The 26506-nt window shown below is 51.8% G+C and carries 28 protein-coding genes, 3 tRNA genes and 1 riboswitch; of the genes, 16 read left to right on the forward strand and 15 right to left on the reverse strand.

Annotation, left to right across the window (positions count from 1 at the left end; translation table 11 throughout):
* Nucleotides 1–76: 76 nt before the first annotated feature.
* Nucleotides 77–982 carry a LysR family transcriptional regulator gene (locus ACO0K9_RS09865; RefSeq protein WP_422984311.1) on the reverse strand — a complete coding sequence of 302 codons (906 nt, stop codon included), beginning with the start codon at nucleotides 980–982 and terminating at the stop codon, nucleotides 77–79.
* A 154-nt stretch (nucleotides 983–1136) separates the two neighbouring features.
* Here ACO0K9_RS09865 and hmgA point away from each other — a divergent pair, with 154 nt between their 5' ends.
* Complete coding sequence (hmgA, locus tag ACO0K9_RS09870) at nucleotides 1137–2456, forward strand: homogentisate 1,2-dioxygenase (RefSeq protein WP_422984313.1); 1320 nt, start codon at nucleotides 1137–1139, stop codon at nucleotides 2454–2456.
* A complete protein-coding gene (gene fahA / locus ACO0K9_RS09875) occupies nucleotides 2457–3788 on the forward strand; it encodes a fumarylacetoacetase (RefSeq protein WP_422984315.1) in 1332 nt (443 codons plus the stop codon).
* A 222-nt stretch (nucleotides 3789–4010) separates the two neighbouring features.
* Here fahA and ACO0K9_RS09880 read toward each other — a convergent pair whose 3' ends face one another.
* The 3 genes from ACO0K9_RS09880 to ACO0K9_RS09890 all read right to left on the reverse strand — a co-directional run bounded on the left by ACO0K9_RS09880 (nucleotide 4011) and on the right by ACO0K9_RS09890 (nucleotide 6155).
* Entirely contained in the window at nucleotides 4011–4745 is a 735-nt protein-coding gene (locus ACO0K9_RS09880; protein WP_422984317.1) for an anti-sigma factor, read from the reverse strand.
* Entirely contained in the window at nucleotides 4745–5326 is a 582-nt protein-coding gene (locus tag ACO0K9_RS09885; protein WP_422984319.1) for a sigma-70 family RNA polymerase sigma factor, read from the reverse strand. The genes ACO0K9_RS09880 and ACO0K9_RS09885 overlap by 1 nt, the downstream gene beginning before the upstream one ends.
* Nucleotides 5327–5537: 211 nt before the next feature.
* A complete protein-coding gene (locus ACO0K9_RS09890; RefSeq protein ID WP_422984321.1) occupies nucleotides 5538–6155 on the reverse strand; it encodes a GNAT family N-acetyltransferase in 618 nt (205 codons plus the stop codon).
* Between the two features lie 242 nt (nucleotides 6156–6397).
* Here ACO0K9_RS09890 and ACO0K9_RS09895 point away from each other — a divergent pair, with 242 nt between their 5' ends.
* Nucleotides 6398–7045, forward strand: coding sequence for a DUF4272 domain-containing protein (locus ACO0K9_RS09895; RefSeq protein ID WP_422984323.1), 648 nt, complete (start codon nucleotides 6398–6400; stop codon nucleotides 7043–7045).
* Nucleotides 7046–7088: 43 nt separating this feature from the next.
* Here the strand turns inward: ACO0K9_RS09895 and ACO0K9_RS09900 are convergent, their stop codons facing one another.
* A complete protein-coding gene (locus ACO0K9_RS09900) occupies nucleotides 7089–8051 on the reverse strand; it encodes a LysR substrate-binding domain-containing protein (protein WP_422984325.1) in 963 nt (320 codons plus the stop codon).
* Nucleotides 8052–8184: 133 nt separating this feature from the next.
* Between ACO0K9_RS09900 and ACO0K9_RS09905 the strand changes: the two genes are divergently transcribed.
* From ACO0K9_RS09905 to ACO0K9_RS09915, 3 genes are all read left to right on the forward strand, one after another.
* Entirely contained in the window at nucleotides 8185–8787 is a 603-nt protein-coding gene (locus ACO0K9_RS09905; protein WP_422984327.1) for an FMN-dependent NADH-azoreductase, read from the forward strand.
* A 41-nt stretch (nucleotides 8788–8828) separates the two neighbouring features.
* Entirely contained in the window at nucleotides 8829–9734 is a 906-nt protein-coding gene (locus ACO0K9_RS09910) for a pirin family protein (protein ID WP_422984329.1), read from the forward strand.
* A gap of 222 nt (nucleotides 9735–9956) precedes the next feature.
* The gene (locus ACO0K9_RS09915; protein WP_422984331.1) at nucleotides 9957–10373 is read left to right on the forward strand and encodes a DoxX family protein; all 417 of its coding nucleotides are present in this window, start codon (nucleotides 9957–9959) and stop codon (nucleotides 10371–10373) included.
* 432 nt (nucleotides 10374–10805) lie between these two features.
* On the opposite strand, the gene ACO0K9_RS09920 is transcribed toward ACO0K9_RS09915, so the two are convergent.
* The 6 genes from ACO0K9_RS09920 to ACO0K9_RS09945 form a co-directional block, all read right to left on the reverse strand.
* Nucleotides 10806–11084, reverse strand: a complete 279-nt coding sequence (locus tag ACO0K9_RS09920; RefSeq protein ID WP_422984333.1) for a hypothetical protein — start codon at nucleotides 11082–11084, stop codon at nucleotides 10806–10808.
* On the reverse strand, nucleotides 11081–11662 hold the full coding sequence (locus tag ACO0K9_RS09925) for a hypothetical protein (protein ID WP_422984335.1): 582 nt from the start codon (nucleotides 11660–11662) through the stop codon (nucleotides 11081–11083). The genes ACO0K9_RS09920 and ACO0K9_RS09925 overlap by 4 nt, the downstream gene beginning before the upstream one ends.
* A 248-nt stretch (nucleotides 11663–11910) precedes the next feature.
* Nucleotides 11911–12573: a hypothetical protein gene (locus tag ACO0K9_RS09930; RefSeq protein ID WP_422984337.1), complete on the reverse strand. Its 663-nt coding sequence runs from the start codon at nucleotides 12571–12573 to the stop codon at nucleotides 11911–11913.
* Between the two features lie 1250 nt (nucleotides 12574–13823).
* Nucleotides 13824–14765, reverse strand: coding sequence for a tRNA 2-thiocytidine(32) synthetase TtcA (gene ttcA, locus ACO0K9_RS09935; protein WP_422984339.1), 942 nt, complete (start codon nucleotides 14763–14765; stop codon nucleotides 13824–13826).
* A gap of 43 nt (nucleotides 14766–14808) precedes the next feature.
* On the reverse strand, nucleotides 14809–15207 hold the full coding sequence (locus ACO0K9_RS09940; RefSeq protein ID WP_422977435.1) for a dihydroneopterin aldolase: 399 nt from the start codon (nucleotides 15205–15207) through the stop codon (nucleotides 14809–14811).
* A 14-nt stretch (nucleotides 15208–15221) separates the two neighbouring features.
* The gene (locus ACO0K9_RS09945; RefSeq protein WP_422984341.1) at nucleotides 15222–16016 is read right to left on the reverse strand and encodes an SDR family oxidoreductase; all 795 of its coding nucleotides are present in this window, start codon (nucleotides 16014–16016) and stop codon (nucleotides 15222–15224) included.
* 56 nt (nucleotides 16017–16072) lie between these two features.
* Between ACO0K9_RS09945 and ACO0K9_RS09950 the strand changes: the two genes are divergently transcribed.
* From ACO0K9_RS09950 to ACO0K9_RS09970, 5 genes are all read left to right on the forward strand, one after another.
* Nucleotides 16073–17245 (forward strand): class I SAM-dependent methyltransferase, encoded by a 1173-nt coding sequence (locus tag ACO0K9_RS09950; protein WP_422984343.1) that lies wholly within the window; start codon nucleotides 16073–16075, stop codon nucleotides 17243–17245.
* An 86-nt stretch (nucleotides 17246–17331) separates the two neighbouring features.
* Complete coding sequence (locus ACO0K9_RS09955) at nucleotides 17332–17529, forward strand: DUF2905 domain-containing protein (protein ID WP_186946268.1); 198 nt, start codon at nucleotides 17332–17334, stop codon at nucleotides 17527–17529.
* A 496-nt stretch (nucleotides 17530–18025) separates the two neighbouring features.
* Nucleotides 18026–19654: a tetratricopeptide repeat protein gene (locus ACO0K9_RS09960; RefSeq protein WP_422984345.1), complete on the forward strand. Its 1629-nt coding sequence runs from the start codon at nucleotides 18026–18028 to the stop codon at nucleotides 19652–19654.
* A gap of 92 nt (nucleotides 19655–19746) precedes the next feature.
* Nucleotides 19747–21303: an HDOD domain-containing protein gene (locus ACO0K9_RS09965; RefSeq protein WP_422984347.1), complete on the forward strand. Its 1557-nt coding sequence runs from the start codon at nucleotides 19747–19749 to the stop codon at nucleotides 21301–21303.
* 91 nt (nucleotides 21304–21394) lie between these two features.
* Entirely contained in the window at nucleotides 21395–22042 is a 648-nt protein-coding gene (locus tag ACO0K9_RS09970; protein WP_422984349.1) for a LysE family transporter, read from the forward strand.
* Nucleotides 22043–22096: 54 nt separating this feature from the next.
* On the opposite strand, the gene ACO0K9_RS09975 is transcribed toward ACO0K9_RS09970, so the two are convergent.
* The 3 genes from ACO0K9_RS09975 to ACO0K9_RS09985 all read right to left on the reverse strand — a co-directional run bounded on the left by ACO0K9_RS09975 (nucleotide 22097) and on the right by ACO0K9_RS09985 (nucleotide 23935).
* Nucleotides 22097–22915 (reverse strand): hypothetical protein, encoded by an 819-nt coding sequence (locus tag ACO0K9_RS09975; protein ID WP_422984351.1) that lies wholly within the window; start codon nucleotides 22913–22915, stop codon nucleotides 22097–22099.
* Between the two features lie 6 nt (nucleotides 22916–22921).
* Entirely contained in the window at nucleotides 22922–23284 is a 363-nt protein-coding gene (locus ACO0K9_RS09980) for an ArsC/Spx/MgsR family protein (protein ID WP_422984353.1), read from the reverse strand.
* A gap of 78 nt (nucleotides 23285–23362) precedes the next feature.
* Nucleotides 23363–23935 carry a TMEM165/GDT1 family protein gene (locus ACO0K9_RS09985; protein ID WP_422984355.1) on the reverse strand — a complete coding sequence of 191 codons (573 nt, stop codon included), beginning with the start codon at nucleotides 23933–23935 and terminating at the stop codon, nucleotides 23363–23365.
* Between the two features lie 51 nt (nucleotides 23936–23986).
* Nucleotides 23987–24140, reverse strand: a riboswitch (yybP-ykoY riboswitch).
* Nucleotides 24141–24322: 182 nt separating this feature from the next.
* Between ACO0K9_RS09985 and ACO0K9_RS09990 the strand changes: the two genes are divergently transcribed.
* Nucleotides 24323–25069 carry an MgtC/SapB family protein gene (locus ACO0K9_RS09990; protein ID WP_422984357.1) on the forward strand — a complete coding sequence of 249 codons (747 nt, stop codon included), beginning with the start codon at nucleotides 24323–24325 and terminating at the stop codon, nucleotides 25067–25069.
* Between the two features lie 40 nt (nucleotides 25070–25109).
* Here ACO0K9_RS09990 and ACO0K9_RS09995 read toward each other — a convergent pair whose 3' ends face one another.
* Nucleotides 25110–25706 (reverse strand): TetR/AcrR family transcriptional regulator, encoded by a 597-nt coding sequence (locus ACO0K9_RS09995; RefSeq protein WP_422984359.1) that lies wholly within the window; start codon nucleotides 25704–25706, stop codon nucleotides 25110–25112.
* 279 nt (nucleotides 25707–25985) lie between these two features.
* Here ACO0K9_RS09995 and ACO0K9_RS10000 point away from each other — a divergent pair.
* From ACO0K9_RS10000 to ACO0K9_RS10015, 4 genes are all read left to right on the forward strand, one after another.
* Nucleotides 25986–26071, forward strand: a tRNA-Tyr gene (locus ACO0K9_RS10000).
* Between the two features lie 48 nt (nucleotides 26072–26119).
* Nucleotides 26120–26193: transfer RNA gene (locus ACO0K9_RS10005), tRNA-Gly, on the forward strand.
* A gap of 35 nt (nucleotides 26194–26228) precedes the next feature.
* A tRNA-Thr gene (locus tag ACO0K9_RS10010) sits at nucleotides 26229–26303 on the forward strand.
* Nucleotides 26304–26382: 79 nt separating this feature from the next.
* A partial coding sequence (locus ACO0K9_RS10015; RefSeq protein ID WP_017454492.1) for a GTP-binding protein occupies nucleotides 26383–26506 on the forward strand: 124 nt, incomplete at its 3' end.

Consider the following 26506-nt stretch of genomic DNA (forward strand, 5'->3'; position numbering starts at 1 on the left):
CATGGCGGAAAAGCTTTCAGACTTACGATGAAGGATTTTCAGCATCACTCATGATATTTGCCCGAAAACCACCTATTTACTCAAGGAATTGATCAGATATCAGACTGCGCACCCATTGGTTGCCTGCATCCTGATTGTAGCGACGGTGCCAGAACATATGGGTTTGCAGGGCAGGTAAACGCAGCGGCGATTTGACATAGCGCAAACCAAAGGGGGCGGCAGCGCGTTCGGCCAGCTTTTGCGGCACCGTTACCAGCAAGTCATTGCAACTGACAATATACGGAACGGCCACAAAATGTGGCACACGCAAATGGCTGGCGGCGCTGATGCCAGCCTTTTCCAGGCTTTGATTGACTTTTGCATACGGGTTTTCCCTGGATGCAACAATCAAATGGCGTGCGGCCAGAAAATCCTTCATGTCCAGCTTGTCTGCCGCCAGCGGGTGGCTTTGCCGGAACATGCAGACATAGTTTTGCCGGAACAGGCGGCGCTGATACCAGGCATCTGACAAATGGTCAAAAGCGCCTATGGCCAGATCAACCCGGCCTGATTCCATTTCCGTTTTCAAGTCGATATCACTGGCTCGCACTGTCGATAGTTGTACATGCGGTGCCTGGGTATGCAGGTGTTCCGCCAGGATAGGCATGAAATACACTTCGCCAACATCGGTCATGGCGATGGTGAAGTGGCGCTTGCTGCTGGCGGGGTCGAAGTTTTCTTGGCGGTTCAGCGCCTGGGTGATATGCGTCAGGGCCAGCGCCACGGGTTCTGCCAATTGTTCTGCCAGTGCCGTGGGTTGCATGCCTGTTGCCGTCCGTACAAACAGTTCATCATCAAAACAGCGCCGCAACCTGGCCAGGGCATTGCTTACTGCGGGCTGCGACAGGTTCAGCTTGCGGGCCACAGAAGATATCTGGCGGTCTTGATAGACTTCCTGGAACACCACCAGCAAGTTCAGGTCTATGTCTTTGGGTTCCAGCATAATATTCCAGTATGATTGTCTAGTACTATTGTCCAGTACTATTGCGCAGTACTATTGATTTAATGAATGTAGTACATTTTTGTATTTATATCGTAAAACGACAAGCTTTGCATTAAAGTCAGGCTCTGATTACATTCACATGGCAGGAACCGACATGAGCAGGCACGACGCAAAAGAAGTTCAACTTCACTATCAGACCGGCTTTGCAAATGAATTTGCCACCGAGGCACTGCCAGAAGCCTTGCCCAAGAGCCAGAATTCCCCGCAAAAATGTGCTTATGGTCTGTATGCCGAACAAATCTCTGGCACGGCCTTCACTGCGCCGCGCCATGCGAATCGCCGCTCCTGGTTTTACCGCATACGCCCGGCAGCCATGCACCAGCCTTTTCAGCAAACCGGCAACGGTCGTATGACCAATGATTTTGGCACGATGCCAAGTACACCGAATCAATTGCGCTGGGATCCCATGCCCATGCCGACTGCAGCGACAGACTTCATCGATGGCTGGATGACCATGGCTGGCAACGGTTCGGCCGATGTGCAGAATGGTTGCGCGATCCATATCTACACCGCCAACCGTGATATGACGACGCGGTTTTATTACAATGCCGATGCTGAATTGCTCGTGATCCCTCAGCAAGGTCGTTTGCATCTCCGCACCGAAATGGGTTTGCTCGACATAGAACCGCAAGAAATCGCCGTGATACCGCGTGGGGTGCGCTTCCAGGTCCATCTGCCAGATGGCGAGGCTCGTGGTTATGTCTGCGAAAACTTTGGTTCCATATTCAAGTTGCCTGACCTGGGTGTCATCGGCTCTAACGGTCTGGCCAATCCACGTGATTTCCAGATACCGCTTGCCTGGTATGAAGATAAAGAAGGTGATTTTGAATTGCTGGCCAAGTTCAGCGGCAATTTGTGGTCGGCAAAAATAGGCCATTCCCCCCTGGATGTCGTCGCCTGGCATGGCAATTTCGCGCCTTACAAATATGACTTGCGCCATTTCAACACCATAGGTTCTATCAGCTACGATCATCCTGATCCTTCCATCTTCCTGGTTTTGCAGGCAGCCAGCGATACGCCCGGTGTGGATAGCATAGACTTTGTGATTTTCCCGCCACGCTGGCTGGCAGCAGAAAACACCTTCCGCCCACCCTGGTTCCACCGCAATATCGCCAGTGAATTTATGGGACTGATCCATGGTCAGTATGATGCCAAGTCGACCGGCTTTCGCCCTGGAGGTGCCAGCCTGCATAATTGCATGAGCGGCCATGGTCCGGATGCGCCGACCTTTGACAAGGCATCATCAGCAGATACCAGCCAGCCACATAAAGTCGATGATACGATGGCCTTCATGATAGAAACGCGTACTATCATCAAACCAACGCGTGCGGCGATGGAAGCCGCACAACTGCAGGCTGACTATTACCAGTGCTGGCAAGGTATCAAGAAAAATTTTAATCCGGAGCAAAAATAAATGACGGTACAACTTAACGAAACCCATGATGTAGGCTTGCGCAGCTGGGTCGCCTCCGCCAACCAGGCTGACACGGATTTCCCCTTGCAAAACCTGCCGTATAGCGTATTTCGTCGGCAGGGCAGCAACCAGTCTTATCGCATAGGCATTGCCATCGGTGACCAGATACTCGATCTGGCCGCGGCCCATGCCACCCATGCCTTTGCCGGTTACACCGAATTGCAGGGCGGGCATTTCACCAATGCGGTCAATGCCAGTAACCTGAATGCCCTGATGGCACTGGGTGCACCAGTATGGTCCGCATTGCGTCTGGCGTTGTCGCGTGTCTTGCGTGAAGGCGCAGGCCTGCAAGGTGCATTGCAAGCCTGCCTGCTGGCGCAAAGCGCGGCAGAATTTGCCTTGCCGGCGCAGATTGGTGATTACACTGACTTTTATACGTCCGTTCATCATGCAACGGCTGTCGGCAAATTATTCCGCCCGGATAATCCTTTGTTGCCGAACTACAAGTGGGTGCCTATCGGCTACCATGGTCGCGCTTCATCCATCGGCGTATCCGGCCAGCAATTCCGCCGCCCTGTCGGCCAGACCAAACCGCCTACTTCCGAGACACCGGTGTTTGGTCCTGCCAGGCGCATGGATTATGAAATGGAAATCGGTATCTTCGTCGGCCCTGGTAATGCCCTGGGTGATGTCATCAGTATGGAGAAGGCCGAATCCCATGTATTTGGCCTGTGCCTGTTGAATGACTGGTCGGCGCGTGATGTGCAGGCGTGGGAATACCAGCCGCTTGGCCCTTTCCTGGCCAAGAATTTTGCCTCCACCGTTTCGCCCTGGGTAGTGACACTGGAAGCGCTGGCACCTTATCGCCATGCATGGACGCGCGATGCCGAAGATCCGCAACCGATGGCCTACCTGGACGCACCGGGTTTACGTGACAGCGGTGCCTTCGATATACAACTGGAAGTCTTGTTGCAGACAGAAAAGATGCGTACAGCAGGCGCATCTGCCGAACGTTTGTCGCTGTCGAATTTCCGCCATTCATACTGGACTGTGGCGCAACTCATTACCCATCACACGGTTAATGGCTGCAATCTCAATCCTGGTGATTTGCTGGGTTCGGGTACGCAATCTGGTCCCTTGGCAGAAGAGGCCGGCTCCCTGCTGGAATTGACTGAAGGGGGAAAAAAAGCGCTGACTTTGGCAAATGGTGAACAGCGTATCTTCATGGAAGATGGGGATGCCATTGTGATGCGCGGCTGGGCACAGAAAGAAGGTTGTGCGCGGATTGGGTTTGGTGAGGTAGTGGGAACCTTGTTGCCAGCCAGGATTTAAATCACCGTGTTCTAATTATCGTCGCTCCAGCACAGGCTGGAGGCCACCGGGCTGGCGTTCCGGTGGCGTTCGTTGCATGCTTGAGTCGTTATTAAAGCGGTTGCCCTTCGTGGACACAAGCCGGGTCTCGGCCCGGCTTGTGTCCACGAAGGGCAATCTCTTAATCAACGTACGGCATACAACGAACGCCGCTGGAGCATTGCCGTGTCGACAGCCCCGTTCTTAAATCTGCACCCAATTACCCTTGAATATAATCGGTCCCGATGGTTTTTCAGGGTTGCCCGAACCACCTTTTGGTTCCAGCGTGACTGCCAGCAAAGGCACGCTGTCGGCGGTCATGTTGGCTGGCATGGGCAGGGTGATGATGCCCTTGTCCGCTACCAGACCCAGCGACTTGACTTTGCCATCCTTGCCGACTGCCCATAGCTCCAGGCTCTTGTCGGCGGCGATGTTTTGCGCTGTTACCATGCGTATCTGCAACTGGCCGCGTTTGCTGTCACCGGTAATGACGGCTATAGCCTGTGCTTTTTCATCCGACAAGGTCGCCACATAATCAGTTTGTGGCGCTGCTGGCTGGTCTACCTGCTTGTTGAGCATGACAGATATCAAGACCACCGCAAGAGTGGTCGAGAACATGCCCAGGCCGCGCCAGAAAGCCAGGTCTTCACGCAATTTGCCCCAGTTACGCCAGTACGCCCATGGGTCTTTGGTGATGTTCAGGTTCAGGCGTTTTTCCAGCGCGGGCCAGATGCTTGCCGGTGCTGCGACTGCGGGTGCAAATTCAGCCATGGGCACCAGATGCGCTTCCCATTGCCCCACTACCTGGCGCAAGGCTGCATCCTGTTTCAGCCAGACTTCAAAGCGACGACGGGCACCACCACGCAGGGTTCCCAGCACATATTCAGAAGCCAGTTTTTCTTGCAGGCCCGGATTATTTTTGATTTGCTGCAAATTCATTATGCCTCCAGACGAGTGAGGCAGGTGCGCAACTTGTCGAGTCCGCGTCTGATCCAGGTTTTTACCGTCCCTATGGGCAGCTTCATATGTTCCGCCACTTCGCTATGTGACAAATCATGGAAAAACGCCATCGCCATCGCCTGTCTGTGCAAACCTTCCAGACGTGACATGCAGGAAGCCAGTGCCTTGGCATCCTGTGTCAATTCCAGCGTCTGCGCTGGCGTCGGTTCACTGCTTTCCATGGCTTGCATGATTTCCATATCAAAATTATCAGCATCAATTTCCACATCGTGATCGACACGACGCAAGAGATCGAAAGCGCGATTGCGGACGATAGTTGTCATCCAGGTCATGGGCGCTGCCAGACCGGCCTGATAACTGCCTGCGTTATTCCAGATGTTGACAAAACTCTCTTGTAAAACCTCTTCTGCCAACTCACGCTTAACTAATATACGCAGCGCGAAGCCAAACAGTTTCGCCGAAGTGGCGTCATACAGAGATTTAAATGCCTGCGCGTCTTTACGGGCGACGGCGGCTAGCCAATTCTGTAACTGGCTGGTATCCAGAGCGGCAGTGGGCAATTGCGTATCCAATCCTGGCTGTCGTGTTGTGAAATAAGCATCTGAGATGCAGATGCGCCGATTTTAATCGATTTCCTGACGACATACTCAAACCTTCTTCATCCTTCTTAAAGCTGGTCAAACCTCAAGATTGCTTGCCTTCTGCATGCACAAACAGGGAAGGATGCTGCTTCCCATACCAAGACTGGCCTGCCGTTCTTGCAAATTTGTCTTAATCCTGCCCTGAACGAAACTCTGTCGCCAGCATGGAATAGCATTTAAGATCGACATAGCGGGCATGTTTGTATTCACATTCACGCAGTACGCCTTCCAGCCGGAAGCCCAATTTTTCTAATAAACGCCAACTGGCAATATTCTCTGGTTCGACCATGGCTTGCAGGCGATGCAGGCCCAGGTGCTGGAAGCAGTGGGCGATCATGACGCTCAGGCATTCCGGTATGACAGCCTTGCCCCAATGGTCTGGTGACAGCCAGAAGCCGGTTTCGGCGCAATGGTGTTCTTGTTCCCATTCATGCAGACCGCAAGTGCCTAACAGGTGATCCGGCGCTTCTTTGCTGGAAATGCCCCACCAGATGCCGGTACCGGCTTGCCAGACTTCTTCATACCAATCCAGCTGTGCCTGGGTTGATGCCAGGGTATCGTAGCTGACACCATAATAATCACTGACGCGCGGGTCGGATAAGCCCTGAAAAATTGCTGACATATCAGCGGCGACGATTTGGCGGAGCTGATAGTTTGCGCTGTGCAGCACAGGAAAGGATCTGATTTCAGGCATATACGCTTTGCAATAACAGGTAACAGATAGATATTCTAATGCCAGTTGAGCCATGGAACTGCCCGTTCTTGCCAGCCTTAAGGTCGCAAAATCTGGGATAATCTGCCTGCCCGCTATCAGAACCTGTTTACGATCTTACTGCGCGGGCGTGATCGGGGCTCATGCGCTGCTCAAAATGCTCATGTACTAGTGTACATTCCGCTTTTTGCGCGGCTCTTCACCCCGCTGACGCCCGCTCGCTACAGATCGTAAACACGTTCTAAGCGAGTGAATTGATTAATAAGATTGAAGAAATAATGAGCCCAGAGCAACGCAAAGAAGCTTCCGAACTGGAATTGCATAAACGTGGTATCCGTATCAATGTGCAATTGCATGTGATTGAGTCAGATGAAGAAGTGGAATTACGGACGCCAGATGAAGTGATGCAGCGCATGCTGGCTTTGTGGAGTGTAACTGGTGCTGCAACTGGCGGCGATGTAGTGCGTTATCGCAATTACCTCGAATCACATGGTTTGACCACTTGTTTGTCAGCACAGGAGTACGCATTTTTATGTTCTGATGAACCGTCCGAAGAACTGCGTGCGCAATGTGCGCAAAGGCAGGAATCCCTGTATTTCCTGGCCTGGGCCACTGGCTTGACGGACAAGCTGGCTGTGCCTACGCAAGCAGCGAATCTGAAACAAGTCTTGAAATTTTTCCCACATGCGATGGAAGCACCTGAGCGTTTGCAAGCGGCCCTGAAGCCACGGCGCAAGGGCCAGGTACTGGATTGGTCGGATTTATTGTACCGTCTGCACTGGGCGGTCCGTCATGCACATATCACTGGGCGCGATGCACCTGGCAATTTGAATGCAGATGCGGTGCGTGAATGGCATCAGGCGGCTAATTGGCTGTGCCAGTATGAAGAAGAAAATGACTGGGATAAAGTCAGCACTGAAACTTGATGCGCATATTCAATATACGATATGCACTATGCAACAGGTATAGTCAAAACGCTTTTAAGGTCCTGTGTTCCGTCTTGCAAGCGTCAACCTGAGCCTGCATTTTCAGACAGCGCGGACCTGAAAATTCAGCCTGCAGGGCGTCCAGAAAGACACGGGTGCGTGCTGGCATCAGACGACGGCCAGGAAATACAGCCCAGACATTGACGTCGGGCAGCTTCCAGTCTTCCAGCAAAGCCAACAAAGCACCGCTACGTACCTGGTGATCGGCAAAGTGGTCAGACAGCATGATGATGCCCTTGCCGCGTACCGCCAGCCGTGTCAGCAATTCGGGTGAATTAGCGCTGGCGCGGCCAGGCGGGATACCTTCCCACACTGCGCCATCCTTTTCCATGCGCCATGTGGTCAACTCACCGTTGCGAGCCGTCAGACGCAGGCAATCATGTTCCATCAGGGCTTCGGGTTCTGCCGGTGTGCCATGTGTCTGCAAATAGCTGGGTGCGGCATACAGACCTATGCTGAAACGCACCAGTCCACGTGCGGCCAGTGAGGCATCATCGGGCAAGTCACCGACACGGATGGCGACATCGAAATTTTCACCGATCAAATCCACCCTGCGCGGTGACAAATCCAGTTCCAGGTTCACTGAAGGGTATTTGCTGATGAAATCAGACAACAGCTCACTCATTTCATGATTGGCAAAATCGGCGGGCATGGATACCTTCAGCCTGCCATTTGGTTCCGCCTGCCTGTGTTGGGTCAGCGCCAATGTGGCATTCACTTCTTCCTGCACATGTTGTGCATGCAGCAAAACATTTTGCCCCAGGTCTGTCACCGCCAGTTTACGCGTGGTGCGCAAGATCAGGCGTTCGCCCAATTGCGCTTCCAGGGCAGAAATGCGGCGTGACAGTGTCGATTTCGGCACCCCCAGCTTCTCAGCGGCTTTGCTGAAACTGCCTTCTTCGACCACGCGGGCAAACAGCAAGAGGTCATTGGCTTCCAGGGTCATGGTCTATTCTCCATTTTGTACTCCATGCTATTTTCCTATTTTTGGAACAATGATATCCATTTTAACGTCTTCCGGAATGGTTTTGGAACGATTAAAGTACGTCCATCAACTCTTTTTCTGAAAGGAACACAAAATGAACATCCTGCAAATTAATTCCAGCGCCCGTGCCCAAGCCTCTCATTCCACGCAATTGGCAAATAGCCTGGTTGAGGTTTTATTGGAATCCACATCCGGTGCTACCGTGAATGTACGTGATCTGGGCAGCAATCCTCACCCGATACTTGATGAAACAGCATTGCAAGCCCTGTTCACACCTGCAGAGCAAAGAACAGCAGAACAGCAAGCACGTGTTGCTCTGGATGATGTATTGATCGCAGAAATTCAGGCTGCCGATGTGGTCGTGCTGGGTGCACCCATGTATAACTTTGGTATTTCAGCCCAATTGAAAAATTGGATCGATGCAGTATCCCGCGCCCAGGTGACTTTCCGTTATACCGCCAATGGCCCTGAAGGTTTGCTGACTGGCAAGAAAGTGTATGTGGTATTGACACGTGGTGGCCTGTATCGCAATACACCAAAGGACACACAGATGCCTTACCTGAAAACCTTCTTTGGCTTCCTGGGCATGACCGATGTAGAGTTTGTCTATGCAGAAGGTTTGGCCATGGGCCCGGATGCAGAAAAAGCATCGCTGGCTTCAGCACACCAACAAATTAATGATTTACTGCCTGCCTAATTAATTGACAATTGACAGGTGACCTATAAGGACGATGGATCATGGAAACGACAGATGTAGTCGCAAGCAATACAGCAGTTCAACAGGCGGAACAAGTAACAAATTCACGCACGGTAGAGCAACTGGTAGCAGGGCAGCCTACTTCGGATGGTGCCGGTGTCAAGCTGACACGGGTATTGACGCAGCCACTGCAGTACCGGCTGGACCCCTTCCTCATGCTGGATGCCTTCGGCAGTGATGAGGCAGGTGACTACATTGCCGGTTTCCCCAGCCATCCGCACCGTGGTTTTGAAACAGTTACCTATATGCTGGCTGGTCGCATGCGCCACCGCGACAGTGCCGGTAATGAAGGTTTGCTGCAAAACGGTGGTGTGCAATGGATGACCGCAGGTCGTGGAGTGATTCATTCAGAAATGCCGGAACAGGAAGAAGGCCGCATGGCAGGCTTCCAGTTGTGGCTGAACCTGCCCGCCAAGGACAAGATGATAGCGCCCTGGTACCGCGATATTCAGAGCGATACCATCCCTGAGTTGCTGACAGCAGCCGGTGTCAAAGTACGTGTCATCGCCGGTAGCAGTCATGGTGTGGCAGGTGCCGTGCAGCGTGAAGTGACTCAGCCGCTGTATCTGGATATCCATATGCCAGCCGGCAGCAGTTTTACACAAAGCCTGCCTGCCAGCTTTAATGCCTTTGTGTATGTGTATGAAGGTGAAGTGCAGATAAGCGAACGTGATGTACCAGTGCAACGCATGGCGATATTGAAGAAATCTGCGGACACAGATGGAGTCGTGATTGATGCCAAAGTCGATAGCAGGTTGTTGCTGATTGCTGGTCAGCCTTTGGGTGAACCTATCGTTCAGTATGGCCCGTTTGTGATGAATAGTCAGGCGGAGATATTCAAGGCGATCAGCGATTTTCGTGAGGGTAAGTTGGCGGATGTTGCCTGATATAAGAGTTAAGCCTTATTTTCACGAACGAAGGAACTTGTCGTTGTAGGTTGGGCCGGGCCTCGCTAGGCTAGGGTTTACCAGCCCAACACTGGGCGTTTAATAAACGTATACGTTATTTTGAGGCCGAGTGTTGAGCTGATACCCCGCAGCCCAAGCTACGAAACTGCCTTTTACTATGATGAATCAACGAAATAAGAATCTACATATAAGGAAAACAAAATGAAACAAACAGAAACCATAGGACCCGTCTTCGGTTCCTTCATCGCCCGCGTATTGATTGCCCTGATCTTCGTGGCATCCGGTGCGGGCAAGATCGCGGGCTTTGAACAAACTGTCGGCTATATTGCCAGCAAGGGTTTGCCTTTGCCTGCCCTGGGCGCAATTGCTGCCATCGTGGTGGAACTGGGTGGTGGCATCATGCTCATCGTTGGTTGGCGCGCACGCTGGGCGGCCGCAGCGATGATCTTGTTCACGCTGGCTGCAGCCTTTATCTTCCATGGCTTCTGGGGTGTACCGGCCGATGCAGCACAAAATCAGATGATACATTTCATGAAGAATATCTCCATGAGCGGTGGCCTCTTGTATGTGTTGATACACGGCAGCGGTGGCTGGAGCCTGGATGCTCGTAAAGACTGAGCAAGATATAAGTGATTTCCCGTTCCCACGGGCTTCCTTCAGCAGCAGATTTTCCGCAAGGTAATCTGCTGGTTTTTTTTGACTAAGCTGTCGCCGTTTCATCATTCAGTAATCGTGCCTTTCAAGGGCCGTTTCTAGGATCAGTCCAATTTCAAATTGCATTCACTGAATCGGGAAACAACTCTTCAAATCTAAACTAGCAGTAGAGGGCAGCGCGTATTGCATGCTTGGGATCAGTGGCGCCATGGGGCCTTACAAGGCATTCAACGGGCCTCATGTCAGCACGATAATAAATCGCAACTGTATTCATAATTTAGTTCCTTCGACACCTTTGTTCCCAGCTATTACGGCAATTCCATATCCATCGAAGATCGCTGAATAATTTCATTTGTCCAAGCAACGACCAGACACAGCCCTTGATTTTGAACGCCCCTATTTGCGACGTTCATCACCTGCGTATCCGTCGAAAATTCCCCCAATAGCTTCCTCATAAAAAGTTTCGAAATCGCCAAAGGCACCAGACAAGTGAATACTAAGATCAATACTGCCTTGGCATGAGGCCTGGAGGAATTTTAGTAGTGAGCGTTTCTCGATGGCAGCATGTACATCAGTAACACTGATGGATGTGAATTTGCCAGAATCGATTGCAGAATTAGGGTGACCGCAAGGATTCGTGCGAAATTGGGCAATAAGCGCGCCCAAAGCTTTCATAACCAAGGAAAAACGTCGCGCAGGACTGGAATAAGTTCCGAGAAAAACTGCTGTTGTTCTCCCGGAGGTAGGTATCTAGCGTATAACTCCGGCGCGAGACGAAGGGAGATGGCCAGTTGTTCTTGTGAAACCGACTGAAAAAATGGCAGTGACGCAATGCTTCTTACGATGGTGTGGATGAGGTACGACGAGGATGTTGCCTTATTTGATTCAATGCACATCGTGGATGGAGAAAATCCGGCCATCGTAAGTTCATAATAGAGCGCTAGTTCCCCACCGTAATCCTTTACGTAGTCCAGGCACAAAGACCTCCGCGCGCGACCGGAGATGATATAAAAACCGCTTTGGATATCTGGGCCATGTTTAAATATTGGCCATTGTTTTTGGAGTGTTACCTGTAATAGTGTATTACTGAAGATCTCCACATAAATGCGGGAATAGGAGCTTACTTGATCTTCAGAATGCAAAAGAATCGCGCGCCTATCGCCGATTACATAGTCGGACTGCGATGACTTGATAGTCGCAATTGCATTAAGCAAGCTGGAGTCACTCACAGGATCGTCGGCATCGAGAAGCATGACTGAATCTTTCCCTGAGTCAGAGATTAACGACAAGCCATGGCGGACCGCCGACCATTTCCCAATGGGATGATCGAAATGTTTGTGGATAATATTTCCGAGTCCTGGAAAGCTAGGGATGTCTATCCGGTTGCCTTGAGTTACCAAGACTAGGGTAGCATCAGCGCCGGACGGAAATCGGGCTAGACTTCTCCAAAGTCGCTGTTCAGACTCTAGATCCTTCAAGAGGGCAGGGATTACGATATACATTAGCTTTTAAGAGGATCGATAACAACGAAATCCTTTTTCTCCCAATTAATCGCGGCATTTGAAATCTCTTTGCCATTACGAACTTCGACTTTAACTAACTGTGCGAACGATGTAACCTTCTGAGACCTTACGAACTTTTGGAAGTCTGGACGAAGGGCGACATTGGCAGCAGCATAAGTCCCATAAGCATGTATTCCCGCCACAAGTAGTATCACCCCTCCGTTTGGACGGGTTCTACGAACGATAAGTCCGAAATCGATTTTGACCTGACTATCGTCATGCTTGCAAGTATGCGGATTTCCTTTGATTGTGATCTCCGAGTGTTTGCCTGCCGAGGCCTTAAAAAAATTCCACTTGACGTCGTCACCGAGTTCTCTAATCGTCATTTCTGTTGATTCTATTGTCTTACCTAACATAACTCCGCTAAGTGAGGTGTTTGTGGTCGAACCTAAAAGGACCACATACTCGCTTACTACATCGTCGGAGTAGAAATGTGTTGTATCTAGGTGGACATTGTGCTTTGAAAGATGAGCGGTAATTTCTTGAAGTGCCAATAGCTCGGCAGTGTGCGTATAGTAGCGAAGAGTTTTCTCCCCATGTCCTTCGGTTCTGGGTACGAGCGAAGTTCTAACTACAATCTTCTGTTCGTCGATATTTTCCATACTGTGAAAACTTGCGTGTCTCAGAAGGCGCCTGAGAAATTTGGGGCTTCCTATCGGAAACACAGCTCTGTCGACGGAAACGCCGCGAAGATCCAACGCAAACCCTAGTAGCGTGTGCGCGGCATATCCAATCGCTATGATCACTAATGGATGCTCGAGAAACTTAATTAGTCCAGCTATCAGTTGATCCATTTCTCCCCCCCGTTAGAAGAATATTTCATGCTTTAGTCTCACCACTATCTATAACTTAGCAATCTCATAACGGAATGCTGAACCAAGTTAAAGTGTCGGGGGATGCTTGCGATTTTCCGTTTTGGAAAGGACAAGCAATCGAGGTGCCCCAGCTTCTCGGCTGGCTGCTTTTCTCCCCATGTAACGTAGCGCACCAATACTTCACCTTTCTTAAAAGGCTCTGTGCAGTGGACGCATATCTTGAGTAATGCTCATTGCTTGGTCTCCTTTTGTTCGGCCAGGCGCAGCGCCCAAGGGAATGTGGATAGTTTTTTTAGTTGCCATGGCTTTTCCCTTTCTTAACTGGGGCACCGACTAGACGCTCTTTGTTACACCTTGAACCAAAGCGTATAAATAACGTGGTAGTGAGTCAATTTGAGAAACATTAAACCAGAATAGGTTTGATAATAACTTATGTTTTTTACACAAAAATCGTAAATGCGAATAGATTATTAAACAATTGTCAAATTGTTGTAAAAATAACTTAATTTAGTGCTGAGCAGAAAAGTTGTGTTTATTTCTTGTCCCGGTGGTATGTAGTCAAACAAGGGAGAGCAATCTTCATAGGATTGTCAATGCAGGCCGGGGGGAATTATGCCAAATGACGTAGAGACGGTAAGGATTCCATTTATCGGTTAGTCGAGGTGCTTTCAAACTATTAATCGTGCCTCTTGATCGCCAATGATAAACGGCTGAAAGCAGCCTGACATGACCCGTGAGCTTTATCCAAGCTATTTATCAGAATTTGCCAGACGAACTGAAGCAGGGTCCTCTGGAATAGAAGTAGCGTTTAAACGACCAAACGCACGCGTTTTTCCAGTAATGCTTTAACTTTTGAAACCTGCTTTTGCAAACTTGATCGATCAATTGTTTTTCAAGAGAATTAGCCTAAAGGTCTGTCGCAACATGCTGAATCATGTCATCGCAGAGTTAGTGGGGGAAGTACCAAATATTTCCCCACCAGCGCGGCGCTCTCAAGAAATCTTATTCTGCTTTTTTTTGCAGTAGACCTTAGTTTCTCAATCCTGCCCCAGATGCAGTGCAATCACACCTGTAGCAGGTGTAGCACAAGGTTCGTCATCAAAAGCGATGTCGCCATTCGGATTTGCCTCGCCATCGATTTTCAAATCAGTGAAATTGAACAAATTCTTGTCCATCAGGTGTGATGGCGCAACGGTAGACAGTGATGCAAAAATATTGTCCACGCGGCCAGGAAATTTCTTGTCCCATTCGCGCATCAAGCCCTTGATCTGCTTGCGTTGCAGATTTTCTTGCGAGCCGCACAAGTCGCACGGGATGATGGGGAAGTTTTTCACTTCGGCATAGCGTTCTGTGTCAGATTCTTTCACATAGGCCAGCGGACGGATGACGATGTGCTTGCCGTCATCGGATTGCAGCTTGGCCGGCATGCCCTTGAGTTTGCCGCCGAAGAACATGTTCAGGAAAAAGGTTTCCAGGATATCGTCGCGATGATGGCCAAGGGCGATTTTGGTCGCACCCAGTTCATCCGCCACGCGGTACAAAATACCGCGGCGCAGGCGTGAGCACAGCGAGCAGGTGGTTTTGCCTTCCGGTATCAGGCGCTTGACGATGCTGTAGGTATCCTGATTTTCGATATGGTAGGGAATCCCCAGTTTTTCCAGATAGGCTGGCAGAATATGATCGGGGAAGTTGGGTTGCTTCTGATCCAGGTTGACGGCGACGATGTCGAAGTTGATCGGTGCACGTTCGCGCAGGGTCATCAGGATATCCAGCAGGGCATAGCTGTCCTTGCCACCGGACAGGCAGACCATGACCTTGTCGCCTTCTTCTATCATATTGAAATCACCGATCGCCTGGCCAACCAGACGGCATAAGCGCTTGTGCAGCTTATTGTTTTCGTAAGTGATTTTTTCTTGTGATTTGGCCGTGGTTTTTACTTCCACCGGGGCTTCCATCAATGTTTCGGTCAGAGCTTGCATGATAGGTTTTAATTAGGGCTTAAATTCGGGCTTAAATTCGGACTTAAATATCGGTTTTGATCTGGAATACTTCCACGCCTACGCCTTCGCAATCAGGGTAGACATCCGGCTTCATGGTGGAGATGCGTACCGCGCGTACGCGCGGATGCGCCAGCATGATCTTGGCAACATCATCACACAGGGTTTCCTGCAAATGTACATGGCCCTTGGCAATGCGGTCTGCGATCGTGCAGCGCATGAAATCATAATCGACGACTTCTTCCAACTGGTCATTTTTAGGTGTGGACAAAGCCAGCGGGATATACAGATCCACATTGAAGAGCACACGTTGTTCCCCTTTTTTCTCGAACTCGTGCACGCCGATGTTGATGGAGATTTCATAATCGCGCAAAAACAGGCGGCGGCAATCGGCGAGCTGGGGATGGTGCAGGATGGATAACATAATGGTCCTGATGATTAAGATGGAATAGGGTTGTTGGCAGTCGCCAGAAACATGACGTCGCGCTGCAAGGGAATCAGGTGCTGGCCGCCATCCACCAGTACCGTGGTGCCGGTGATAGCAGGGCTGTCAGCCAGAAAACAGATGGTACGGGCAATATCTTCCGGCGTACTCGATCGGCCCAGCGGCGTCACCTGATGCGCATGCTGGAAGTCCGTCGTACTCTGGTGGCCGGAAACCATGGTGATGCCGGGCGCCACACCGACCACCCGTACGGTCGGCGCCAGCGCTTGTGCCAGCGTCGTGGTCGCGCATTGCAGGGCGGCCTTGGACAGGGTGTAAGACAAAAAGTCGGGATTGAGGTTAACCAGTTTTTGGTCCAGCAGGTTGATGACACAGGCTTGCCGGTCGCTTGCGGTGGCTGCATGCAATGCCTGCGCCAGAATCAGCGGCGCTGCCAGATTCGCGTGCATATGCTTATCCAGACTCAACTGACTGAAGCTGTGCACGTCGTCTTCTGCAAACAGCGAGGCATTATTGACGATGCAGTCAATGTTGCCCATGACGGCAATTGCGGCCGGTAGCAGGGCCCGTGTTGCTGCTTCATTGGCAAGGTCGGCCTGCAAGGCGTGGGCACGGCGGCCCAGTGCCTGAATTTCTGTCACCAGTGTCTGCGCATCTTCCGCCGAATTGCCATAATGGACAACAATATCCCAGCCCTGCTGCGCCATATGCAGGGCGATATGCCGCCCTATGCGTTTGGCGGCACCGGTAATCAGTGCTGTGCGGCTTGCCTGGCTATTGCTTGTCATAGGTCACTCATGGAAATTCTTAACAGAAGTTAGTGCGTTTTTAATACAATGCGGCTATGCATAAATTATCTCTACCTGTGCCGGGCGATGATGCCCTGGCTGCTTCATCTGCGCTGCAACAACTGATTATCGACGACATCCGCCAACATCAGGGCTGGATAGCATTTTCGCGTTACATGGAACTGGCACTGTATGCGCCGGACCTGGGTTATTACAGCGGTGGTGCCACCAAACTGGGCAAAGACGGTGATTTTACAACTGCACCGGAAATGTCATCCTTGTTCGGTGCTGCGCTGGCTACACTGGCGAGCCACATTTTTACCCAAACCAGGCCCGAAATCATGGAATTCGGCGCTGGTACCGGTAAGCTCGCGCTCGATTTTTTGTCGGAATGTCAATTATCTGGAATAGCGATAGACCGCTATTTTATCGTGGAATTGTCTGGTGAGCTGCGTGCACGTCAGGAAGAGTTGCTGAAAGATTTCCCGCAGGTGGTCTGGTTGCAAGAAATGCCAGACTCTTTTTCTGGTTTGGTACTGGGAAACGAGGTGCTGGATGCCATGCCGGTGGACCTGGTCATCAAGACTGCGGATGGCTGGCGTGAGGTTGGCGTCGCAGTGGTCGATGAAGATAGCGTCCCCAGGCTGATTTATCGTGAACAGGCAGGACAGGTTTGCCATCCGGACAAGATTACGCAAATCCCGGATGCCGCTGCACTGCCGGTCGGTTACCTGACTGAAGTGCATGCGGTGGCCAGTGGTTTCATGCGCAGTATGGCCCAGATGCTGGCTAAAAACCAGGGCGCTACGGCTGCCATCTTCATCGATTACGGTTTTCCGGCTGCAGAGTATTATCATCCGCAACGGCTGCAAGGCAGCCTGATGTGCCATTACCGGCATCATGCGCATCCCGATCCGTTTTACCTGCCCGGCCTGCAGGATATTACTGCCCACGTCGACTTCACTGCCATGGCCAGGGCCGCGCTGGAAGGTGGACTGGAATTGCTGAACTACCGTAGCCAGGCCGGATTTTTGATGAGTACGGGTATTGCAGATTTGCTGGCACGGACCCCGGCAGAACAGGCCATGCAGTATCTGCCACTGGCAAACGCATTACAAAAACTGGTGTCGCCAGCAGAAATGGGTGAGTTGTTCAAAGTTTTGATCGTAGGCCAGCAGCTGGAACTGCCGGAAAATTTACTGCGCCTGGACCGCAGCCATCGCTTATGATGGGCTGTCGTCAAAAATATTTCCGGTAGGTTTCCGCATGGAAATTTATCGATAAGTGTGCAAAACAATTTGATCTGGAGTTTCATTTGCTGCGCTGGGTTGTGACCATCTTCATTGTCGTCGTTGTCTTTTCCAGCTTATTGCCATGGCTGGAAAAATTTGGCATAGGCCGCCTGCCGGGCGATCTGCGTTTCCGCCTGTTTGGCCGGACTTTTTCATTTCCTTTCGCCTCGACCATCCTGATTTCTCTACTGGTCTTGCTGCTGGCGAAGATCTTCAAATAAGAAGCTGTTGCAAAAGCGCGCGTGACGCGCCCAAATCTATTAAATATGTTAAACCCTTGCAATAATGTCGCTGCTTGGGGGTAAAGTTTCCATATGAATGCGCCGTCACTTTAATATAATGAAATAGACTTCTTTCTATTTGGAGGCTGTGCTGACCCGGGGGAGATGGGGCGGCATGCCTGACAGCGATATAAAAGAACTCATTTCATCAATAGGGATGAGTGCGAGCAAGGCGATTCGGGATGCAGTGCAAGGCGCGTCGCGTAGCCAAGGCTGGTGCCTTGGCAAGCGGCGCAACACAGCAATGCGCCCGAATCGCCCGCTCCCGAAGGGTTTGCCTCATAACGCGCGCTGGACTGCGTTGGACTCGTTATCAATAGTACCACTATTGACTGCCTCGTCCGCCTTGCCAGCCCACGTTATGAGGCAAACGCATCTCACCCCTATTGATGAAATGAGTTCTAATAATTAAACAATAATTACGCTAAAGGTTGAAATGAGCGAACTCAGCGACATTCGGGCATTGCTCATTGAACCGCATGCTGGCATGCGGGTCAGTTTGCACAATATGCTGAATCTGTGCGGCATTACCAAGATAGAACATGGGTTGTCCGCCGGTACGGCAGTGCGCGCGATTCAAGCCAAGGTCTTTGATCTGATTCTGTGCGAGTACGATCTTGGCGTTGGCCAGGATGGCCAGCAACTGCTGGAAGACATGCGCCACCACAAGCTGGCTCCTTTATCCACGATTTTTATCATGGTGACGGCAGAACGTTCGTATGCCAAGGTCGTCAGCGCGGCTGAACTGGCACCTTCTGATTATTTGCTCAAACCCTTTACTGCCGACATGCTGCTGGAGCGCGTCATCCGTGCACTGGAAAAACGCAAGGCCTTTGTCGAAGTGCATAACCTGATGGAACAGGGCGCTGTCGCCGAAGCTATCATGGCCTGCCACCACGGCGAGCGCGACCATCCCAAATATGCGATTGACTTCATGCGCCTGCGGGCGGAATTGCATGTCATTCACGGTGAAGCGGCAGAAGCCGAAGAATTATATAAATATTTATTTGAGCTAAAAGCTGTCGCCTGGGCCCGTCTGGGCCTGGCAAAGACCTTGTTCATGCAGGGAAAATACCAGGAAGCCGAAGAAATACTGAAAAACCTGGTGGCTGAAAACGACAAGTACATGGATGCCTATGACTGGCTGGCCAAGACCCATGAAGTGGCTGGCGAGTTGCCTGAGGCCAAGGAAGTTCTGGATATTGCTGTCGGCGTTTCGCCCCACGCGGTGCGGCGTTTGCGCAAGCTGGGCAAAATCGCGCTGGAAACCGGTGATATAGAAACCGCTGAAAATGTCTTGAAAAAAGTGGTTAGCAAGGCCAAGTTTTCCGAGTTCCGTGATCCTGAAGATCATATGAACCTGGTCAATGCCCTGGTCAAGAAAGGCGATACCGAGCAGGCCAAGTCTGTCATACGCGATCTGGAAAAAAACATGTCGGGCCTGAAAAAAACTGCCGCCGTCAGGGCAATTTCTGCTGCCATGGTGCATGCCAGTACCGGCGATGTGCGGCTGGCAGAAGAACTGGGGGCAGCGGTGGTCGCTTCGCGGGAAGACATCGGTCTTTCCACCGATGCCAAGCTGGGCCTGGCAAAAAGTTGTCTCGAAAATGATCTGGAAGACAACGCGTCCGAAATCATCCTGGATGTGATGAAAAACGCCAGTGACCAGGGTGTAATGTCGCGTGCGATGGGGGTGTTTGAAAGCGCTGGCAAGGGCCATATCGGCAAGGAACTGGCGCAACGCAGCCAGAGAGAAGTGATGGACCTGGTGGCCCTGGGTGTGCAAAAAGCCAAGCAGGGCGATTTCCGTGGTTCGGTCGAACTGATGAGTGCTGCTGCCCGCAAATCACCGGACAATCCGCAGGTAGTATTGAATGCGGCACTGGCTGCCCTGAAATGTCTGGAAAACATGGGCTGGGATCAGGCTACCGGTGAGCAGGCGCGCAATCTGATTGAGTCGGCACGTCGGCTCGACCCCATGAATCCGCGTCTGAAAGCAATCCGCGGCTTGTATGATGAATTACAGAAGAAGTACGGCATCACTACGGTACGCACGGCCAAATAAAAACGTATTTGGAATTCATTCCTCAAACAGGGAACGGGTTCTGAAATAATAGCGACTGCAAATAGCAACTGCGAAGAGCAACTGCGGAGATCATGGCAATTCAACCTTCTGTTCACCTCGACGAGCATGCGCCGGAATCTGCGCGTGACCGTTTACTGGTAAAAATCAATGAAGAGAGCAATTTACCTACTTTGGGAGTGTCAATTACCAAAGTGGTGGAAATTACTTCTTCCAGCGAAGACCCAGTCGCCAAACTCGCGCATTTCGTGCTTGCCGATGTGGCACTGACGCAGAAAATCCTGCGTCTGTCGAATACCATCCATTACCGCACCAGTTCCGGCGCACCGGTCACTACCATTTCCCGGGCCATATTCCTGCTCGGTTTTAACAGTATCAAAACCAGTGCCATGGCGATGTTGCTGGTCGATTGTTTCAAGGATAAAAGCCACGCCAACAGTGTCAGGCGTGAGTTGATACAGGCCCTGTGCGCCAGCATAGTCGGGCGTGAAATGGCCCAGCGTGGCCGTTTCCAGGATGGGGAAGAAGCAGCGGTTGCTGCCCTGTTCAAAAATGTCGGGAAAATCCTGGTGGCCTCTTTCGATCATCCTTTATATAGCCGCATACAGGCGATGCTGCAAACCGGCAAGACCAGCTCCAAGGAGGCCAGCGACGTCTTGCTGGGCTGCAGCTACGAGCGCTTTGGTGAACTGGCCCTGCAGGAATGGAAGATACCCGACACCATTATCCAATCGCTGGCACCCTTGCCAGCCGGCGAACTGAAAAAAGTCAATAACCGTGCCGAATGGCTGCGCCAGGTCGCCAGCTTCAGTGATGCCCTGGCATCCGTGATCATGACTGCCGGGGGTGGCAACATGACGGAAAAAGCACGCCCCCTGTTGCAGCGTTATGGCAAAGCGCTGGAACTGGATCAGGCCATGCTGGATGAGATGCTGGTCAGGGTGGAGCTGGAGACACGCCAACTGGCCAAGAGCATGGATATTGCCATGTCTGACATCCATACCGGTGACAGCGACGGTTCGGATTTGAACGGCGTGCCGAATGAATTGCTGATGCAGGATTACGATAGCGGCGAGATTCAGAACGACCAGCGTCACCCCAGCGGCAAGCCCATCCATGCGCGTGATTTGCTGCTGGCAGGCGTGCAGGATGTGACCCAGATGCTGGCGTCCGAATCCTTCAAACTGAATGACCTGATACTGCTGGTGCTGGAAACCCTGTACAGCAGCATGGGCTTCCGCTTTGCCACGGTGTGCCTGCGCGATCTGCAATCCGTGCGCTATGTCGCTCGCCTGGCAATAGGTGAAAACTATGTGGATAGACAAAAAGGTTTTGCTTTTCCCGGCAAGCCTGACCAGAACCTGTTTCATCTGGCCATGGTGAATAATGTCGACCTGATGATTTCCGATGCCTCGGTACCCAAGATACAGAATTTACTGCCTGAATGGCATCGCGCTTTGCTGCCCGATGCGCGTAGCTTCATCATCCTGCCGCTGGTGATACAGAAAAAACCCCTGGGTCTGTTCTATGCAGACCGTGCAGTGAATGCAGAGGAGGGCGTACCACCGGACGAGACTGCGCTGATCAAGACTCTCAAGAGCCAATTGCTGGCTGCCATGATGCGCGGTTAGTCGATAGCCGTCCTGCCATTCATGATGACGAAAAGCGCGCCGTCGGCCTGCGGGTTACAATGGCTGACGTTTACTTTTCACGGGGCACTTCATGCAGTTCACTACCTGGCTCACCTTCTTTTTTGCCGCTTGCGTCATCGCGGTTTCACCTGGCTCGGGCGCGGTGTTGTCGATGTCCCACGGCCTGAATTATGGGGTGAAAAAAGCATCCGGAACCATCATGGGTTTGCAGGCCGGTTTATTGTTGATACTGGCCATCGCCGGGGCTGGCGTCGGTTCCCTGTTGATGGCGTCTGAATTTGCATTCAGCGTTGTCAAGACGGTGGGTGCGCTGTACCTGATTTATCTCGGCATCAATCAATGGCGCGCACGGGTGGAGGTGGTGAATGAGGCAGAAACCGAGCAGGTCACCAGCACCCAGGCACCGGCCATGTCCAAGCGTTTCCTCATCGGTTTTCTGACGAATGCCACCAATCCCAAGGGGATTATCTTCATGGTAGCGGTATTGCCGCAGTTTATTTCCCATGGCGCGCCCTTGTTGCCACAACTGTTGATACTGGGTGTGACGATGTGTGCGATAGACCTGGTGGTGATGCACGGTTATGCTTACGCCGCTTCCAGCATGCAGCGCTATTTCCGTGATCCTAAATGGTTGAAAAGTCAGAACCGTTTCTTTGGCGGCATCCTGATGGCAATAGGTACTGCGCTGTTTTTTGTGAAGCGCAGTCCTGCCAATTAAGCGTATAAGAATGGCCGCTGGCTAGCCTGACTAGCCAGCGGCGACGCTGCAAACCTACATCAAAGGAATTTGCTGTTTTTTTGCCAGCGCATCGATATCTTGCCAGATCGTCATTTGATTCAACAGGCGAGTGGCAGGATCGAGCATGGAATTCAGATTGAAAAAACGTTCCAGCGCAGTGTCATCAAAATTACTGTGTTGCGAGAAATTGATGCGGCCATACTGCTTGCGAAAAGCATGCAGCAAATCAGCTGGCGTGTCTTTATGCCATACCTGCATCAGGCCACCCACCATCAATGCACAGTCGGTAGTCTGTTCCAGCGTACGCGGGTTCTTTGAACTGGTGGCGTCGCGATAGTCGAGCAGGCGCGGAAAATAGAATTTCTTGATCCAGCTGGCCGGTATCCCGCCTTCACGCAGCAACGCACCACTACGCCAGAGTTTCCAGCTTTTTTCGGCTTCGCTGGCGTCTGTGAATTGATGGTCTGCCTCGATGATGCAGTCTTCTGCCAGCTCGATTTCGAGTATGACCGGCAAGCCTGCGGTCAAGGCAATGTTTTCCAGTTCTGCCATTTGCGGTTTTTCGCCATGCTGGCTTTGCAGGGCATTGACAAAGCTCCCCATGACTTGTTCGTTGTCTTGATGCAAGGCGCTGGTGGCCTTGCAAAATGCGGCGCAGGCGGCAAAATACGCCATCAGTTCGCCGACCATGATACCACGCGCAGGTACAAGTTCCTGTGCCGGTTCTGTGGTCTGATCGAAACCCTGCCTGGGGATATCCGCCGCCAGACCCTGGCGCAGGATGGGATACAGTTCAGTCGAGATGCAGCCGTATTTGACGTGGCTGCCAGCGGCAAGTTTAAATTCTGACATGGCGGCTCAGGCTTTCTTGAACAGGGACAGGACGTGTTCCGGCGGACGTCCGATAGCCGCTTTATTTTGGTAAGTCACGATAGGTCTTTGCAGCAAATGCGGATGAGCAGCGATGGCCTGCAAGGCCGTTGTCGTATCGGCATGCTCCAGCTTCAGGATTGCATACTCATCTTCATTATTGCGCAACATGGCCTGTCCGTGATTGTCGCCCAGTGCGATGAATATTTGTTGCAGTTCATCAAAATTTAGGGGATTTTTTTGATAATCAATGACATTTAAGGCAAGTGCCTGTTCTTCGGCAATGGCGGTCAGCAAAGCCAGCGTTTCGCGGGATTTGGAACAGTGCGGATTATGGTAAATCGTTATCATCGTTGATAGGTGTCGTTCCTGGTAAATCCACCGTGTGCCGGCAGCCTTGTGTGTAGCTGCCCGCCCCGATGGTGTTTTTCAATAAAAGCCCTGACCTATGCCTGCCAGTACCAGCACGCCCAGTACGGCAAACACGATTGCTGCCAGCCAGCGCACCAGTTTAAAAGGAAAATTGGGTGCCGCAATTTTGCCCAGAAATACGGCGGGCACATCGGCGATCAGCATGCCCAGCGTGGTGCCGGCAATGACCAGTGGCAGGTTGCTGTATTTGGCCGCAAGGGCGACGGTGGCCAGTTGCGTCTTGTCACCGATTTCTGCCACAAAAAAAGTGATGCAGGTCAGCATGAAGATGCCATAGGGCTGCTCGCCGACACCTTCATCTTCCATCTTGTCCGGCTTCAGGGTCCAGGCGGCAATCGCCAGAAATGACAGGCCCAATAGCCAGCGCAACAGGGTGGGGTCAAACTGGCTGGCGACCCATTGCCCCAGCAAACCGGCCAGGGTGTGATTGAGCAGCGTGGCAACCAGTATGCCCAGCACGATAGGCAAGGGTTTTTTATAACGGGCTGCCAGCAATAAAGCCAGCAATTGGGTCTTGTCGCCAATTTCACCTATGGTGACGGCCAGAGTAGAGACGAGGAAAGCTTCCATGATGATGTGCGGGATGGGGCAGTTTAACCAATGACAGCCATATCCCGCCCCATCCCTGGTCAGCAGAATACAACTATCAAAGGTCTTGCCCCAACCTGACAGCGACTTACTGTCGGGCCTAAACGCACCATGGCCAGCCGGCCAAGTATGTTGATGCGCTTTCTTCAGCCGTAGCTGAAGCAGGCTACTCCCCAATGAATGTGAGGGCGCATTATAACGTTATAACGCAGCTTGGCGCTTATTTCGCAATCTGGCTCAAACCTTGCCGTGTTGCCGTGGTGAACCCCGTTGGGATTTTGGGTGTACAGTCGTTGTTTGTCTGGCTGATCTCTGGGCGGCTTGCTACACTGGAAGCCACGACTTGATAAATTATATAGATAATATTTTATGGAATCATTTTATAGCTATGCCATGCATTTCTGGTCTCAGTCCGAGCTGCATGCCAACCTGATCATTTTCATGAATCTGACAGGTGCCATGTTGCTCGGTTTCCTGGTGGGGTATGAGCGCTCCTACCATGGGCGTGCGGCCGGGATGCGCACCTATGGCCTGGTCTGCATGGCATCCGCAGCGCTGGTGGTGATTGCGGGTTACCCTGATTTCTGGTTTGGCGGACGCGCACTGTCGCCAGTGAATCTTGATCCTTCGCGCACCATACAGGGCGTGGTGACTGGCATCGGCTTTCTGGGGGCTGGCGTCATCATGCGCGAAGGCTTCACCATCAGCGGCCTGACGACGGCAGCGTCTTTATGGGCTTCATCTGCCATCGGTGTGCTGGTCGGGGTCGGTTTTTATGCGGCAGCCATTTTGCTGGCAATGCTGTCGGCGGCCTGCATGATCTGGGTCTACAAGCTGGAATCCTGGTTACCTTCCAGGCCTGCGGTATCGATCACCATGCAATTCCGGCCCGGCTTTAACCCTAATGAAGATGCCTTGCGCAGACTGGCACTGGCGCGTGGCTATGAAATTGCCGTCGGTACACTGACCATCAGTTGCAAGGAAGGACGCATAGAATGGCGTTTCGTCGCCGTCGCCATCAGCCGCAAGCTGGCCACCCGTTTGAGCGGACTGGCGACGGAACTGGGGGCGTTTGACGGTATAGAAAATTATCATCTTGCTCATGCAAGAAATTAGGGCGTGTTGACCTGATATGCCCGGGAAAACAGCAGGATGATCAATCAGCCGCCGGTAATTCTGGCAAGCCTTCCATGCCGTGTATGAAAATCCGGGTGACCAGGACGGCAAAGTCTGCATAGGACATCTGGTCGCCTTCCTGCTGCGGTTTCAGCCAAGTAAAGGTCCAGTTGATCATGCCGAACAGCAGCATGGTGATGGCGCTGCGGTTTTGCGCATCTGTCCGTTGCGGAAAACGGCGCTGTATGGCTAGTGCGAACAGGTTCACGATGTTTCTCTGGGCATCCAGTATCAGCAGTCTTTGCGGCTCCTCCAGAAATTTCACATCGTTTAGCAGGGCAATATGCCTGGTCTGCGAATGTTCATATTCCGCCAGAAAGGCGGCAATCAGTTCGGTCAGCTCTATATGGGTTTCTGCCAGATGGATCAGTACTTTGGTGTAACGATCCAGCAGATCAAAAAGTATCGCTTCCTTGCTGACGTAGTAGTGATATAGCCTGGCTTTGGAGGTACCGCAAGCCTGGGCCAGCAAACTCATCGAGGTGCCGGGATAGCTGTGGCTGGCGAAGGCCTGCGCCGCCCGCTCCAGGATTTCATCGCGTTGCAATTGGTGGTCGGAAGCCTGTGTACGCGCCATAGTAAATATGCAAATGATTTGCCTGCATGATACAGCGACATCGGCGCGGCGGGAAAAACTTCCTGTTGATCATCCGGGCCGATAATCCAAAAAAACAGACCAAAAATAGCAGCTGCGATTTTTTTGCAAAAGATGGTAATTCGGTATCTTGTGGTAAAAATGAATAAAATCATATGCTTAAGAGCAATTTTTGACCCGTTTGGAGTGGGGTTGAGGTGCAAATTCTCAAATAGGTGTTGACAGTTTGGTCGGACATCTCCATAATTCGGGGTTCCCTGCGGAGAGGTGGCCGAGTGGTTAAAGGCGACAGACTGTAAATCTGTTCTCTTGCGAGTACGCTGGTTCGAATCCAGCCCTCTCCACCACAGGTAAAGAATTGAATTTAGAAATTAGCGGCTGAAGTGGTGGCCTTTGCGGGTGTAGCTCAATGGTAGAGCTGAAGCCTTCCAAGCTTATGACGAGGGTTCGATTCCCTTCACCCGCTCCAGTTTTACTTGCGCGGTTTTTTTGCGCAAACAAGCTGCCCTTGTAGCTCAGTGGTAGAGCACTCCCTTGGTAAGGGAGAGGCCACGTGTTCAATCCACGTCAAGGGCACCAAAGTTTAGTCTGGTGTTTTCAAGTCTGATTTGTCGGGCGCGTGCCTGAGCATTCTCATCAAAATCGTTAGGAGTCCAAAATGGCAAAAGGTAAGTTCGAGCGCACCAAGCCGCACGTAAACGTAGGCACAATTGGTCACGTTGATCACGGCAAAACCACACTGACAGCAGCGATCGCGACAGTTCTGTCGAAAAAATTCGGCG

It is taken from the genome of Undibacterium sp. Ji50W (assembly GCF_049340445.1).
Lineage (GTDB): Bacteria > Pseudomonadota > Gammaproteobacteria > Burkholderiales > Burkholderiaceae_D > Undibacterium.

What these genes read in the sequence shown, in the direction of transcription:
- ACO0K9_RS09865 (WP_422984311.1), bottom strand. Translation starts at nt 982, where the DNA reads ATGCTGGAACCCAAAGACATAGACCTGAACTTGCTGGTGGTGTTCCAG.
- hmgA (WP_422984313.1), top strand. Translation starts at nt 1,137, where the DNA reads ATGAGCAGGCACGACGCAAAAGAAGTTCAACTTCACTATCAGACCGGC.
- fahA (WP_422984315.1), top strand. Translation starts at nt 2,457, where the DNA reads ATGACGGTACAACTTAACGAAACCCATGATGTAGGCTTGCGCAGCTGG.
- ACO0K9_RS09880 (WP_422984317.1), bottom strand. Translation starts at nt 4,745, where the DNA reads ATGAATTTGCAGCAAATCAAAAATAATCCGGGCCTGCAAGAAAAACTG.
- ACO0K9_RS09890 (WP_422984321.1), bottom strand. Translation starts at nt 6,155, where the DNA reads ATGGCTCAACTGGCATTAGAATATCTATCTGTTACCTGTTATTGCAAA.
- ACO0K9_RS09895 (WP_422984323.1), top strand. Translation starts at nt 6,398, where the DNA reads ATGAGCCCAGAGCAACGCAAAGAAGCTTCCGAACTGGAATTGCATAAA.
- ACO0K9_RS09900 (WP_422984325.1), bottom strand. Translation starts at nt 8,051, where the DNA reads ATGACCCTGGAAGCCAATGACCTCTTGCTGTTTGCCCGCGTGGTCGAA.
- ACO0K9_RS09905 (WP_422984327.1), top strand. Translation starts at nt 8,185, where the DNA reads ATGAACATCCTGCAAATTAATTCCAGCGCCCGTGCCCAAGCCTCTCAT.
- ACO0K9_RS09910 (WP_422984329.1), top strand. Translation starts at nt 8,829, where the DNA reads ATGGAAACGACAGATGTAGTCGCAAGCAATACAGCAGTTCAACAGGCG.
- ACO0K9_RS09915 (WP_422984331.1), top strand. Translation starts at nt 9,957, where the DNA reads ATGAAACAAACAGAAACCATAGGACCCGTCTTCGGTTCCTTCATCGCC.
- ACO0K9_RS09920 (WP_422984333.1), bottom strand. Translation starts at nt 11,084, where the DNA reads ATGAAAGCTTTGGGCGCGCTTATTGCCCAATTTCGCACGAATCCTTGC.
- ACO0K9_RS09925 (WP_422984335.1), bottom strand. Translation starts at nt 11,662, where the DNA reads ATGCTTCTCGATGCCGACGATCCTGTGAGTGACTCCAGCTTGCTTAAT.
- ACO0K9_RS09930 (WP_422984337.1), bottom strand. Translation starts at nt 12,573, where the DNA reads ATGGAAAATATCGACGAACAGAAGATTGTAGTTAGAACTTCGCTCGTA.
- ttcA (WP_422984339.1), bottom strand. Translation starts at nt 14,765, where the DNA reads ATGCAAGCTCTGACCGAAACATTGATGGAAGCCCCGGTGGAAGTAAAA.
- ACO0K9_RS09940 (WP_422977435.1), bottom strand. Translation starts at nt 15,207, where the DNA reads ATGTTATCCATCCTGCACCATCCCCAGCTCGCCGATTGCCGCCGCCTG.
- ACO0K9_RS09945 (WP_422984341.1), bottom strand. Translation starts at nt 16,016, where the DNA reads ATGACAAGCAATAGCCAGGCAAGCCGCACAGCACTGATTACCGGTGCC.
- ACO0K9_RS09950 (WP_422984343.1), top strand. Translation starts at nt 16,073, where the DNA reads ATGCATAAATTATCTCTACCTGTGCCGGGCGATGATGCCCTGGCTGCT.
- ACO0K9_RS09960 (WP_422984345.1), top strand. Translation starts at nt 18,026, where the DNA reads ATGAGCGAACTCAGCGACATTCGGGCATTGCTCATTGAACCGCATGCT.
- ACO0K9_RS09965 (WP_422984347.1), top strand. Translation starts at nt 19,747, where the DNA reads ATGGCAATTCAACCTTCTGTTCACCTCGACGAGCATGCGCCGGAATCT.
- ACO0K9_RS09970 (WP_422984349.1), top strand. Translation starts at nt 21,395, where the DNA reads ATGCAGTTCACTACCTGGCTCACCTTCTTTTTTGCCGCTTGCGTCATC.
- ACO0K9_RS09975 (WP_422984351.1), bottom strand. Translation starts at nt 22,915, where the DNA reads ATGTCAGAATTTAAACTTGCCGCTGGCAGCCACGTCAAATACGGCTGC.
- ACO0K9_RS09980 (WP_422984353.1), bottom strand. Translation starts at nt 23,284, where the DNA reads ATGATAACGATTTACCATAATCCGCACTGTTCCAAATCCCGCGAAACG.
- ACO0K9_RS09985 (WP_422984355.1), bottom strand. Translation starts at nt 23,935, where the DNA reads ATGGAAGCTTTCCTCGTCTCTACTCTGGCCGTCACCATAGGTGAAATT.
- ACO0K9_RS09990 (WP_422984357.1), top strand. Translation starts at nt 24,323, where the DNA reads ATGGAATCATTTTATAGCTATGCCATGCATTTCTGGTCTCAGTCCGAG.
- ACO0K9_RS09995 (WP_422984359.1), bottom strand. Translation starts at nt 25,706, where the DNA reads ATGGCGCGTACACAGGCTTCCGACCACCAATTGCAACGCGATGAAATC.